Raw genomic sequence first — 13,642 nt, 5'->3', positions numbered from 1 at the left:
ATGACCACAGAAGCAAAAAAAGTACTTGTAATTGGTTCTGGTCCAATTATTATCGGCCAAGCTGCAGAGTTTGACTATGCTGGTACACAAGCATGCCGTTCCCTTCGTGAAGAAGGTTATAAAGTAGTATTGGTTAACTCCAATCCTGCTACAATTATGACTGATACAGATATTGCAGACCGCGTATATGTAGAACCGATTAGTCTTGAATTCGTAACAGAAGTAATCAAAAAAGAACGCCCTTGGGGCTTGTTGGCTACATTGGGTGGTCAAGTAGGTCTTAACATGGCCGTACAATTGTCTGAAGCTGGCGTATTAGACGAATACGGTGTAAAACTTCTTGGTACAACTCTTGAAGCAATTAAACAAGCGGAAGACCGTGAGCTCTTCAAAGAAGCGATGAAGGAAATCAATCAACCAGTACCTGAATCCGATATCTTTAACGATCTTGAAGAAGCTGTAGCCTTTGCTAATCGCATTGGTTATCCTATCATCATCCGTCCTGCATATACATTGGGCGGTACTGGTGGCGGTATTGCACATAATGAAGATGAAATGTATGAAATCACACGCCGTGGTTTGAAACTTTCACCAATTCACCAAATCCTAGCAGAACGTTCTGTAGCAGGTTGGAAAGAAATCGAATACGAAGTAATGCGCGATAGTGCAGATAACTGTATCATCGTATGTAACATGGAAAATATCGATCCTGTAGGCGTACATACTGGTGACTCCATTGTTGTGGCACCAAGCCAAACATTAAACGATATTCAATACCAAATGCTTCGTACTGCTTCTGTAGAAATTATTCGTTATTTGAAAATCGAAGGTGGTTGTAACGTACAATACGCGTTGAATCCAAATAGCAATGAATATATCGTTATCGAAGTAAACCCTCGTGTATCCCGTTCCTCTGCATTAGCATCTAAAGCAACTGGCTATCCAATTGCGAAGGTAGCTGCAAAAATTGCAGTAGGCATGACATTGGATCAAATTACAAATGCTGTAACAGGTGAAACAAAAGCATGCTTCGAACCTACACTTGACTATGTAGTAACGAAATTCCCACGTTGGCCATTTGAAAAATTCAATTTGGCAGACCGCACATTGGGCACTCAAATGAAGGCTACTGGCGAAGTTATGGCTATCGATCGCTCCTTGGAAGGCTCCTTGCTTAAAGCAATTCGTTCCTTGGAAATTGGTTTAGACCATATTGAGCTAAAGAAAATCTCTCATGAGTCCATGGAACAATTGATTGAACGTTTACATTTAGTAGATGATGAACGTATCTATGTTGTAGCAGAAGCACTTCGCAAGGGCATTAGTGTAGAAAAAATTCACTACATTACAAAAATTGATACATTCTTTATTGAAAAAATCAAAAACATTGTTAATGTAGAAAAAGCGTTAGCTGAACATGGTTTAACAGAAGAAGTATTGCGCAAAGCAAAACGTTATTCCTTCACTGATTCTGTGATCGCTCGTTACGCTAATACAACTGTAGAAGATGTTCGTGCAAAACGTAAAGAATGGAATATTCTTCCAACCTATAAATATGTAGATACATGTGCTGCCGAATTCGAATCTAAAACACCGTACTACTACAGTGCTTATGCACAAGAAGACGAAGTTAAACCACTAGGTGAAAAATCCGTTGTAGTACTTGGTTCTGGTCCAATTCGTATCGGTCAAGGCGTAGAGTTTGACTACTGCTCTGTGCATTCCTCTTGGGCACTTCGTAAAGCGGGTTACCAATCTATTATGATCAATAATAACCCAGAAACAGTATCTACTGACTTTGATATTTCTGATTCCTTGTACTTCGAACCATTAACAGTGGACGATGTAATGGAAATCATTGATAAAGAAAAACCAGCTGGTATTATTGCTCAATTCGGTGGTCAAACGGCGATTAACTTGGCAGGTCCATTAGCTAAGCGTGGTGTCAAAATCCTCGGTACATCCGTAGATAGCATTGATATGGCGGAAGACCGTGAACGTTTTGATGAATTATTGGCAAAACTTGGTATTCCTCGTCCAGTAGGTGCTCTTGTAACTTCTGATGAAGAAGCGCAAGCAGCTGCTAAAAACTTGAAATATCCATTAATCGTTCGTCCTTCTTATGTATTGGGCGGTCGTGCCATGGAAATCGTATACAACGATAAAGAACTCGATGTATACATGAAGGAAGCCGTAGTAGCATCCAAGGAACATCCAGTACTTATCGACCGTTACATGGTTGGTATGGAGGTAGAGGTTGACGCTATTTCCGATGGTACTGATGTTTGTATCCCTGGCATTATGGAACAAATCGAACGCGCCGGTGTTCACTCTGGTGACTCCATGGCAGTTTATCCTGCTCAACATTTGAGCCAAGAATTGATTGATCAAATTGTAGACTATACACGTCGTATTGCAGTAGGCCTTAATGTTAAAGGTGTACTTAATATCCAATATATCGTGGCTGATGGTGAACTTAACGTAATTGAAGTTAACCCTCGTTCTAGTCGTACTGTACCATTCATTTCTAAGGTTACAGGCATTAATATGGTAGAATGTGCAACACGCATTGCTCTTGGTGAAAGCTTAAAAGATTTGGGCTTGCCACTCGGTCTTGTACCTAATAAACCATATGTAGCTGTAAAAGCACCTGTATTCTCCTTCTCTAAAATGGGCCTTGTAGAAATCGCTCTTGGACCTGAAATGAAATCTACTGGTGAAGTTATGGGTATTGGTCGCACATATTCTGAAGCTTTGTTTAAAGCAATCAATGGCGCCAACATGCGTATCCCAGAAGATGGTACAATTCTTATGACTGTAGCAGACCGCGATAAAGAGGAAGCTAGTCAATTAGCAAAAGGCTTTATTGAATTGGGCTATCACATTGAAGCAACTGGTGGTACTGGTAAATACTTCAAAGAACATGGCGTTGACTGTAAGGTAGTTAACAAAATTTCTGAAGGTGATGACAACTGTGCTGACCACATTCGTCAAGATAAAGTTGATCTTGTACTTAATACATTGACTGCAGGTAAACGTCCTGAACGTGAAGGCTTCCAATTGCGTCGTCTTGCTGTAGAAATGGGTACACCATGCTTAACAAGTCTTGATACAGCTCGCGAAGTATTGCGCGTTGTGGCAAACCGTAAAGATGATGCTAACTACAATGTAGAAGCATTACAAGATTTTGAATTGGAGTAAAACCATGAGTGGCTATGTAGAACAGGGCGAAGTCGTTCGCAATGAGCAAATAGGCTCTGATGTGTGGATTATGGATATTCACGCACCAAAACAGGCAGCAGAAGCAAAGGTAGGACAGTTTTGTAATGTTCGCGTAGCGAACTCTACGGCGCCATTATTGCGTCGCCCTATTAGCTATGCTGGATTCGATGTACAAAAGGGGACTATTACCCTTTTGTATCGCGTCGTAGGCAAGGGCACTGAAATTATGACACATCTCGTGCCTGGTGATACATTAGATTGTTTAGGACCTTTGGGTGAACCATTTGTAACATCTAATAATATGCTACTTGTTGGTGGTGGTGTTGGTATTGCACCGATGCTATGCATCGCGTCTCACTTGCAAAACGGTGAAGAAGCACAAGTTATTTTGGGCTTTAGAAATGAAAGTGAAACCTTCTGGGCAGACTTATTCAAAGATACGCCTGTAGAGGTGCATATCACTACTGATGATGGTAGCGTAGGTACAAAAGGTTTCCCTACAGCGATCATGCCAGAACTTATTAACGCTAATACGTTCACATCTGTTATGACTTGTGGTCCTACACCGATGATGAAGGGTGTCGCACAAGTTGCTAAAGAGCTCAATGTACCATGCCAAGTATCTCTTGAAGAACGCATGGGATGTGGTACAGGCGGTTGCTTAGGCTGCGCTTGTGATGGTGCCGGTGGCAAACGTTATAAAGTTTGTAAAGATGGTCCTGTATTCCCAGCTGAGGAGGTGTTCTTTTAATGAGTGAACGCGATTTAAATAACACCGTTACGCCTAATCCAAAGCTTGCTGTAGATTACTGCGGGATTAAGATGAAAAATCCTATTATCGCTGCATCTGGTACCTTTGGTAATGGCCCTGAGTATGCTGGTTATTTAGACCTTAGTAATGAAGTAGGTGCTATTTCTGTAAAAGGATTAACGCCTAAAGGTCGTCATGGTAATCCAGGAACTCGTATTGCAGAAACACCATCTGGTGTATTAAACTGTATTGGACTTGAAAATCCAGGGGCAGAACATTTTGTTACAGATATTTTGCCAGACCTCAAGAAATATGATGTACCATTGCTAGCAAATATGTCCGCTGGTACGGTAGAGGAATTTGCGTGGATGGCAGAAACACTATCTGTAGATGGTATTGCAGGCCTTGAAGTTAACGTATCCTGTCCTAATGTTGCCTGTGAAGGCATGGCTTTTGGTATAGATCCAAAGGTGGTAGAACAGGTAACAAAAGCGGTTCGTAAGGTAACAGATAAGCCTGTTATTGTAAAACTTTCACCGAATGTTACAGATATTGTGGAAATTGCAAAGGCTGTAGAAGCTGGTGGTGGTGATGGAGTCAGTCTCATCAATACCATTCTTGGTATGGCTATCGATATCCATCGTCGTAAACCTGTATTGGGTAATATTTATGGTGGTTTATCTGGGCCAGCTGTTAAACCGGTTGCACTTCGCATGGTGCACCAAGTGTATAAAGGGGTTAATATTCCTATTATGGGCCTTGGTGGTATTATGACAGGCACTGATGCTATTGAATTTATGATGGCTGGTGCACAAGCAGTTCAAGTTGGGGTTGCTACAATGGTAGATCCAACGGCGATTTCTCGTATTGCTCGTGAAATGGGCGATTATGTGGAACAATATAATCTAAGTAGTATTACTGATATAGTAGGTGCTGTACATCAAGGGTAGTCATAGTTTGTATCTAGTAAATGTAAGGACTAAAAGTTTACTTGTACGGCTTAGATGGCTTACCATATATATTAAGATGACAAAGAAAAGACCTAGTACATAATGTACTAGGTCTTTTCTTATGTATTGTATTGGTATCTAACATAGGGTAGGTACCAATCGTGGAAACTGTTGATATTATAATAGTAATCATATGTAGAACTTTAATTATACATAAGCTTTATAGAAATCAATAAATTGCTGTGCTACCGGAGATAAAGCATGTCCTTTGAGGGTAATAAATGCTTTTTTGAAATCTCCAGAGAATTCTGGTAATTTAATGCGGGCCATTTTACGATGGTTAACAAGCTCTTTACCATCCATAGGAACTAAAGAGACAGTTCTACCAGAAGATGCCCATTCGATGGCAGAACTCTTAGTTGTAGTGATAGCAACGGCATTGAGTTGGTCCATATCTGTCAAGCTAGATTGCATAATCATTCGCACAGAGCCGCCGGAGAGGGATAATGGGCATTTTTTGATATCATCCCAAGTGATTGTATCATGTTCGCGGTCTATCCAGAATACATCACGACGGAAGATAGCATATAAGTGTTCTTCTTGGGTGAGGAGAATATCAAATTTGTCAGTGTCTACCATTTGGATGTTAGCAATTCCTAACTCAGCATTACCATTAATCAGTTGATTAACTACATTCGTCATCAGTCCTTCATAGATTTCAAAGTGAACTGATGGATATTTCATGGAAAAGGCTGGTAAATATTGTTGTACAATTGGTGTGGAACGAGATGCAGAGGTAGCGATTCTCAACGTACCTTCAATGCGTGAATTTAACTGCTGTACCGCATTATACGTAGATTCTTCAATAGAACATAGTTGTTGGGCTTTTTCGTAGAAGATTTTACCTGCATCAGTAAGTTGTAAGTTCGATCCTCGTTGACCGCGCTTGATATTGATGAGTTGAGCCCCAAATTCAGCTTCTAAATATTTTAATTGTTTACTTAAAGCTGGTTGTGTAATATGAAGAATCTCTGCGGCTTGTGTCATATTGCCCGTTTGAACGAGGGTAATAAAATTGTGGTAGTAAGATGTATCCATAGAATCTCCCTATTATACACAAAGTTAAGATAAATAAAAATTATAACGAACTAAGAAACAGTAATTTCACATTTGGCAAAATAGCATATATACTATGTTTATCAAGGTAAGAGAAAGAGAAATGTGTTTGAAATAAACTTTCTATCCTTATCACAAATTTTTATATAATATAGTGATTAAGAAAGTAGGTACTATCATGGGCGTAGTAAAAAGAACATTAAGTAAAGCAATTCGTAACTGGGAAGCACGTAGATTAATGACTGCACATAATACAGGTCTTAGTCGTAAAAAACAACTAGAACGCGTATGGCCTCATCCATTGACTAATGAAAAACGTCACGAACTAAGTCAAGGCATAAGTGGATTAGTCCATAGTGATAACTAATTAATGTGCTCATCAGTAAGATTATTGTTCTAGCGGTAGCACCACTTCAATAGAATCTAATATAGTACAAGTAGCAGCTCCATGACTCATGTCTTGGAGCTCTTTTTGTATGCGCTCTACATCAGTTGGTGGTACTAAGATGGTTATATCTACATGTTCACCAAAGTTTGCTTCATAATGTAATTTTTGATCTTGCACATATCTTTCAATGGCCCCATACAAGGAATAGTCGATGGTAGCCTGCAACTGAGTTCGTGTTGTGTGTAGTTCTTTAGGGGAAAGACGTAAGGTTTCTGCAACGGAGTGTGAATATGCACGAATCAAACCACCTGCGCCTAGCTTAATACCCCCAAAATAGCGCGTTACTACGACCGCTACATTGGTAATACCTGTTTTTTTGAGTACTTCTAACATAGGTTTACCAGCGGTACCAGATGGTTCACCATTATCAGAAGAGCGTTGTTGTTCTTGTTTTGGTCCTAATGCAAAGGCTGTACAATTATGGCGTGCATCCCAAAATTCTTTGTTGATACGGCCAATAAAAGCCTGCGCTTCCTCTTCTGTAGAACAAGGGCATATAGTTGTGATAAAACGAGACTTCTCAACAACATATTCATGGCGAAATTCCTTCGCTACTGAAGTAAACTCTACTATAGGGCTTATTGATTCACACATAGTTTCACCTCCTTTGGAATCAAAGTTTATGTTTATTCATCATCACTTTATTATAATCTATTTATGAATGTTGTGTATAGGTGGGGAGATGTTAAATCCCCTATAAAAAAGGAATAGTCCTCTAGATTTAGTAGGATATTGACGTAATGAGAATTTATGTTATTATAGAATAAACACGTATGAATGAATACTCATGTAAATGTGTTCATATAATAAACTATACGTGTTTATAAAATACTCTGTTACCGATGTATGATATGTCTACTATGAGTTTCTGACTTATATAGATATATAGGAACATATATCTTTGAAAATTCTAGTAGAAAGAAGTGATATGATGAGTAAGAAGAAACAAGAGTTTGATATTACAGGTATGCATTGTGCTGCTTGTGTAAAGCGCGTTGAAAATGTCGTTTCTAAGATTGATGGCGTAGGATCTGTAAAGGTTAATCTACTCACTCGAAAGGGGAGTGTAGAATACAAAGATGGTTCTACTGTAGAGCCCCAACAAATTATCGATGCCATTACAAATATTGGTTTCGGTGCTGCAGAGGCAGATGAAACAAAACAAGAAATAGAAAAGGTTAATTTAAAACCTCATATTACACGTCTTATCATTGCTGCTTGTATGGCCGTACCGATGATGATTAACATGACATTACATCGTTTTGGTATTCAAGCCTTGCCGGTATGGGTAGAGTTCATTCTTGCTACCATTGCTCAGTTCGGCCCTGGCCTTATGTTCTATAAAAGTGCGTGGAGTGCGGTGAAGAATGGTGCCCTTACCATGGATGTTCTCGTTGTAATGGGGACGACTGTTGCTTATCTATTTAGTATTTATAATTGGCAGTTCCATCCAGAGCTAGGCCCACAGGGTATTTACTTTGAAACCTCTGCATGGCTCATTACCTTTATCCTTCTTGGTAAACTCTTAGAAGAGATTGCAAAAGGGCGTACCTCAGAGGCACTTCAAAAATTGATTGCCTTACAACCTGCAACGGCTCATGTATTGCGTGACGGTGAGTTTGTAGATATTCCTACTTCTAAAGTAGTTGCCGGCGATATTTTACAAGTTAGAGCAGGCGAAAAAATCCCAGTGGATGGTACAATTACTGAAGGCTATTCTACTGTAGATGAGGCTATGCTTACTGGTGAAAGTTTGCCTGTAGAAAAACAAGTAGGCTCCGAGGTAATTGGGGCGACCATTAACTTGAGCGGTGCTTTCACGATGGAAGCAAAACGTATCGGCTCTGATACAATGCTCTCTCAAATCATCAAAGTCGTAGAGGAAGCTCAAACCTCTAAAGCAAGTATTCAACGTATTGCAGATATCGTAGCTCAATACTTCGTGCCTACTGTTATCGGCCTTTCTGTTTTGACCGGCCTCGTATGGTACTTCATTATGGGCGACTCTATTAATGTAGCTCTCATTAATGCTACAGCAGTGCTTGTTATTGCTTGTCCTTGTGCACTTGGACTTGCTACACCAACATCTATCATGGTTGGTTCTGGCTTAGGTGCGGAACATGGGGTCCTCATCAAGAGTGCGGAATATCTTGAAAAAGCTGGTAAACTCGATGCCATCGTTATGGATAAAACTGGCACTCTTACACAAGGTGTTCTCGATGTAACGGCTTTCAAAAACTATAATGGTGATGAAAGTAGAAATATGTCCCTTATGATGGCCCTTGAAAGTGGTACATCGCATCCAATTGCAAAGGCCATGGTTTATTATGGCGAAGATCATGGTTATAAAGGTAAAGCTATAGAACTAGAAAGCTTTGGTGATGTGCCTGGTAAAGGTTTACAAGGTGCTTATCAAGGTGTATCTGTACAACTTGGTCATAGCCGTTGGATGTCTGAATTAGGTTATGATCTAAGTGCCGTCCAAGATGATATTCTACACTATGAAGAACAAGGTGCTTCCGTGTCTGTTCTCGCTGTAGATGGTGTCATCAGTGCATTATGGGCTGTAGAGGATGAATTGCGTCCAGAAACTATTGAGGTGGTAAAAGAATTACAGTCTCAAGGTATCGATGTGTGGATGCTTACCGGTGATAATCGCCGTACAGCTCAATATATTGCTAAACAAGCAGGTATTACTCACGTTATTGCAGAAGTCTTGCCTCAAGATAAAGCTAGCAAGGTAAAAGAGTTACAAGATAAAGGTCTGGTTGTGGGCATGGTTGGTGATGGTATCAATGATGCACCAGCTCTTGTAACGGCAGATATTGGCTTTGCCATCGGTAGTGGTACAGATATTGCCGTAGAGGCAGCAGATATCGTTCTTGTAAGAAATGATTTACACACACTAGTACAAGCAGTACGCCTCAGCCGTAAGACAATGACTAATATTAAACAAAATCTATTCTGGGCATTGATCTTTAACTGCATTGGTATTCCATTGGCTGCTATCGGTGCATTAAATCCTATGATTGCAGGCACAGCAATGGCATTTAGCTCTGTAACCGTTGTGGGTAACTCTCTTCGTTTGAAACGAGCTAAGATTTAATTTAATTTGTATCTTATAACATATAATATTTGATAGAGTTGATTAAAGTTTATAAAGCACCTATAACATGGTATAGGTGCTTTATTTTAAATCTGACTATATATTTAAATCCTATGAAATTAGTGTTTTTAGACAGAGTGAGATTTGTTATACTAAATATAGTTATTCAGCTAAAAGAGAGGAGCTAGATTATGAAATTAAAGACGCGCGATATTGTATATATCGGATTTATTGCTGCCTTATGTGCAGTAGCAACAACAATTCGCATCGAAATACCGGGTGGTGCAATGGTTCACTTAGGATCTGCTGCATTATTTACATCATCCATTCTTTTTGGCGGTTTATATGGTGGTTTAGGTGCGGCTATTGGTTCTGCATTATTTGACCTCTTTGGTGGACATACGCAATACATTGTATTCTCTTTCTTCATTAAAGGTATTGCAGGCCTTATTGTGGGCGGTATGACAGCGGGTTACTTGCCACCATCCATTACAAAGCCCACAGCATCCTTTACACGCATTTTGATTGCTCTTATTATTGGTACAATTTGGACTGCATTTGGCTATTTCTTAGCATGGTGGTTTGTTCTTGAAAGTGCAGCCGTAGCAGCTAGCAAAATTCAATACTCCTTGATTACAAGTGCTGCAGGTATTGTGGTGGCTATCGTATTGACACCTAAATTGCAATCAGTAGTTCGTAGATTATTTACAAAGAACTAAATATATTAACTAATAATCCAAAATTGATCATTAGGCATAAATAAAAGAGTCTCCCGTAACTTATGTATTCCAGTTATGGGAGACTCTTTTATTTATTATATTAGATTATGTAGTTACTATTCTTACCTAGAAATTACAGAGATCATTTAAATTTTCTGCCATGGTAGGATGTGTGAAGATTTGATTTTTGAAATATGTATATGGAATGTTGTTGTCCATAGCCATTTTAATGAGGTTAATCAACTCTTCAGCACCTTGAGAATAAAGTGTAGCACCAAGGATTAAATCGTTATCTGCATTTACTACAATTTTAAAAGCACCTTTTAAATAGTCGTTTACATGAGCTCTTGGCATGGTAGCTACGAGCATTTCTTTAGTTTTAACTGTATATCCTTTGTTGATAGCATCTTCTTCTGTGAGACCAACACGAGCCAGTGGCGGGGTTAAGAATGTTGTGTAAGGAATATTTTTGCGATCTTTTAATGTGTATTGGCCATTTCCTGTAAGTGCACTAAATACAATGCGGAAGTCATCGAGAGAAATGTAGGTAAATTGAGGACCACCGTTTACATCGCCTACTGCATATACGCCAGAAACGGAGCTTTCACACGTATCATTCACTACGATAGCACCACGTTCGTTAGTAGTGATATCTGTATGTTCTAAACCGATGTTAGCTGTATTTGGTTTGCGACCTGTAGCATATAGAACAGCATCAAACGTATAGTTTTGACCATTTGCAGTAATAACAGGTTTATTGCCATCATTAGATACAGAGTTTAATGTTACATCGTTAAGAATAGTAATACCTTGCTCAGTCAAGTACTCGTTAGCTAATTCTTGTACGATCGGCTCCTCCCGTTTTAAGATGCTAGATTCAATATTAAATACTGTTACCTTTGCACCTAGTTTAGCGTATAAGCTGGCAAATTCAAGGCCGATAGGACCAGCACCGATAATGCCTAGTGTACTTGGTTGAGGCGATAATTGTTGAATTTCTGTGCTATTATAGAAGCCTGTTGCTGTGTCGATGCCATCAATGTTAGGCTTAATCGCTACAGCACCAGTGTTAATAATAATTGTTTCACCACATAAGATGATTTTATCTTCCCCAGCTGTAACGGCGATTTCTTTATTACTAATGAATTCACCATGTCCAGTATATACATCGACATGTTCATTGGTATCTAACATACCGAAGTTTTTATTGCGTAAACGAGAGGTAACTACTTCGCGTTGGTTTAATACTTGATCGTAAGATAAGCCTTTTGATGCGGCTACAATCATCGTTTTAGTTGGGATACATGCAATATTAATACATGTGCCACCGTACATGAGAGGGTTTTCTTCAATCATAGCTACGGCTTTACCCATAGAGCCAAATTTAGCAGCTAATGTTTTACCGGCTTTGCCGAAACCTAGAACGATAAGATCATAATGTTTGGTATTCATACAATACCTCCTGTCTTTATATTGAAAATATTAGATATGTTTATTATAGCATATTACAGTAGATATAAAAATAAAATATGAAAATAATTCTCTATAATTTAGATGTTAAGTATTTCTACTTGACACATCTTTTTTTATACTGTACCATATGTAAAGTAATATGACTTGACAGTGATGGAGGTGGCGAAATGGAAGAACGAGTACTTATCAGTTTGCTCTTAGATTTCTATGGGCCACTATTGACGGACAAGCAACGCATGTCCTTACAACTTCACCACGAAGATGATATGTCCCTTGGCGAGATTGCTGAGGAATTAGGCGTATCACGACAGGCCGTACACGATAACTTACAGCGTGCTCGACACATTTTAAATGATTACGAATCAAAATTGCACTTGGTAGAACAATATGAACAACGTGAAGGTTTGCTTTCACAGTTGAAAGAAAACTTGCCTGAAGAGGTGTTGGCTGAAACCAAGGTACAAAAAGTATTGGCGCAAATGGAGGGATATTATGGCATTTGATAGCTTGTCAGAAAAACTGCAAGAAGCCTTTCAATCCTTGAAAGGGAAAGGCAAAATTACTGAAGATGATGTCAATCTTGCGTTGCGTCAAGTACGTACAGCACTATTAGAAGCGGACGTTAACTTTATGGTTGCGAAGGACTTTGTGAAGTCCATTAAGGAAAAGGCCCTCGGTGAAGAGGTATTCGGTTCTTTAAATCCAGCCCAAACGGTTATTAAAATCGTAAATGATGAGTTAACAGCCTTATTGGGTGGTACACAAAGTCGTATCATGATTTCTAGCAAGCCACCAACAATTATTATGCTTGTTGGTTTACAAGGTGCTGGTAAGACTACAACAGCTGGTAAATTGGCAGTATACCTTCGCAAACAAGGTAAACATCCAATGCTCGTAGCTGCCGACGTATATCGTCCAGCCGCGATTACTCAATTGCAAGTTGTAGGTAAGCAAATCGATATTCCTGTATTTGCTGATGAAACACCTGGTGCTAATCCAGTAGACATTGCGCGTCGTGCCGTAGAGCAAAGTACGCATATGTTGAAAGATGTTGTTATCATCGATACAGCTGGTCGATTGGCTATTGACGAAGTTCTCATGGACGAGTTGTCTAACATCAAAGCAGCTGTTCGACCTCATGAAATTCTACTCGTTGTAGACTCCATGATCGGTCAAGATGCGGTAACAACAGCACAAACATTTAATGAAAAATTAGGCGTTGATGGTGTTATCCTTACTAAACTCGATGGTGATGCGCGCGGTGGTGCTGCGTTATCTATCAAAGCTGTAACAGGTTTGCCAATCAAGTTCACTGGTGTGAGCGAAAAAATGGATGGTTTCGATGTATTCTATCCAGACCGTATGGCTTCTCGTATTCTCGACTTGGGCGATTTCAAAACATTGATCGAAAATGTTCAAGGAGCTATCGACGAAGAAGAAGCTCGTGAAATGGCTAAGAAAATGGCGAAAAACAATTTCACCTTGGATGACTTCTTGAAACAGATGAATCAGGTGAGAAAGTTAGGGCCATTACAAAATATTATTGGTATGTTGCCAGGTATGGGTCAAATTAAGGATCAATTAAAAGACCTTGATTTGAATAGTAAAGAGGTGCGCCGCATCGAGGCCATCATTACATCCATGACGGCAGCAGAGCGAGAAAATCCAAATATTCTTAATGGTTCTCGCCGCAAGCGTATTGCAATGGGGTCTGGTACGCAAGTACAAGATGTTAATCGCTTGTTGAAACAATTTGAAGAAGCGCGGAAGATGATGAAGCGCATGCAAGGTTTACGTGGCGGTAAGGGCGGCTTCCCAGGAATGCCTAAATTACCGTTTATGTAATACATGGGCAGG

The 13,642-nt window shown here is 39.5% G+C and carries 11 protein-coding genes; 8 read left to right on the top strand and 3 right to left on the bottom strand.

Going from position 1 to position 13,642, the window contains the following annotated elements; translation table 11 throughout:
• The 3 genes from carB to VEIS1202513_RS06370 are packed head-to-tail and all read left to right on the top strand — an operon-like array spanning position 1 to position 4,923.
• Positions 1-3,201: a carbamoyl-phosphate synthase large subunit gene (carB, locus tag VEIS1202513_RS06380; protein WP_213467072.1), complete on the top strand. Its 3,201-nt coding sequence runs from the start codon at positions 1-3 to the stop codon at positions 3,199-3,201.
• Between the two features lie 4 nt (positions 3,202-3,205).
• Entirely contained in the window at positions 3,206-3,973 is a 768-nt protein-coding gene (locus VEIS1202513_RS06375; RefSeq protein ID WP_105094774.1) for a dihydroorotate dehydrogenase electron transfer subunit, read from the top strand.
• Positions 3,973-4,923 carry a dihydroorotate dehydrogenase gene (locus tag VEIS1202513_RS06370; protein ID WP_213467070.1) on the top strand — a complete coding sequence of 317 codons (951 nt, stop codon included), beginning with the start codon at positions 3,973-3,975 and terminating at the stop codon, positions 4,921-4,923. Before VEIS1202513_RS06375 ends, VEIS1202513_RS06370 begins: the two co-directional genes overlap by 1 nt.
• 207 nt (positions 4,924-5,130) lie before the next feature.
• Here VEIS1202513_RS06370 and VEIS1202513_RS06365 read toward each other — a convergent pair whose 3' ends face one another.
• The gene (locus VEIS1202513_RS06365; protein WP_060924918.1) at positions 5,131-6,021 is read right to left on the bottom strand and encodes a LysR family transcriptional regulator; all 891 of its coding nucleotides are present in this window, start codon (positions 6,019-6,021) and stop codon (positions 5,131-5,133) included.
• 196 nt (positions 6,022-6,217) lie between these two features.
• Here VEIS1202513_RS06365 and VEIS1202513_RS06360 point away from each other — a divergent pair, with 196 nt between their 5' ends.
• The gene (locus VEIS1202513_RS06360; protein ID WP_105094777.1) at positions 6,218-6,406 is read left to right on the top strand and encodes a hypothetical protein; all 189 of its coding nucleotides are present in this window, start codon (positions 6,218-6,220) and stop codon (positions 6,404-6,406) included.
• Positions 6,407-6,427: 21 nt separating this feature from the next.
• On the opposite strand, the gene VEIS1202513_RS06355 is transcribed toward VEIS1202513_RS06360, so the two are convergent.
• Positions 6,428-7,081 (bottom strand): YigZ family protein, encoded by a 654-nt coding sequence (locus tag VEIS1202513_RS06355; RefSeq protein ID WP_213467068.1) that lies wholly within the window; start codon positions 7,079-7,081, stop codon positions 6,428-6,430.
• A gap of 337 nt (positions 7,082-7,418) precedes the next feature.
• Between VEIS1202513_RS06355 and VEIS1202513_RS06350 the strand changes: the two genes are divergently transcribed.
• Positions 7,419-9,593, top strand: coding sequence for a heavy metal translocating P-type ATPase (locus VEIS1202513_RS06350; protein ID WP_213467982.1), 2,175 nt, complete (start codon positions 7,419-7,421; stop codon positions 9,591-9,593).
• A gap of 191 nt (positions 9,594-9,784) precedes the next feature.
• Positions 9,785-10,312 carry an ECF transporter S component gene (locus VEIS1202513_RS06345; protein WP_213467066.1) on the top strand — a complete coding sequence of 176 codons (528 nt, stop codon included), beginning with the start codon at positions 9,785-9,787 and terminating at the stop codon, positions 10,310-10,312.
• 126 nt (positions 10,313-10,438) lie between these two features.
• Here the strand turns inward: VEIS1202513_RS06345 and VEIS1202513_RS06340 are convergent, their stop codons facing one another.
• On the bottom strand, positions 10,439-11,764 hold the full coding sequence (locus VEIS1202513_RS06340; protein WP_213467065.1) for an FAD-containing oxidoreductase: 1,326 nt from the start codon (positions 11,762-11,764) through the stop codon (positions 10,439-10,441).
• Positions 11,765-11,952: 188 nt separating this feature from the next.
• On the opposite strand from VEIS1202513_RS06340, the gene ylxM reads away from it, so the two are divergent.
• Both ylxM and ffh read left to right on the top strand, forming a co-directional pair.
• Positions 11,953-12,288: a YlxM family DNA-binding protein gene (gene ylxM / locus VEIS1202513_RS06335; protein WP_060924915.1), complete on the top strand. Its 336-nt coding sequence runs from the start codon at positions 11,953-11,955 to the stop codon at positions 12,286-12,288.
• On the top strand, positions 12,278-13,630 hold the full coding sequence (ffh, locus tag VEIS1202513_RS06330) for a signal recognition particle protein (protein WP_060924914.1): 1,353 nt from the start codon (positions 12,278-12,280) through the stop codon (positions 13,628-13,630). Before ylxM ends, ffh begins: the two co-directional genes overlap by 11 nt.
• Positions 13,631-13,642 lie beyond the last annotated feature (12 nt).

The organism is Veillonella orientalis (assembly GCF_018406505.1).
Classification (GTDB): domain Bacteria; phylum Bacillota; class Negativicutes; order Veillonellales; family Veillonellaceae; genus Veillonella; species Veillonella nakazawae.
This window is presented reverse-complemented; position numbering and strand designations above follow the sequence as displayed.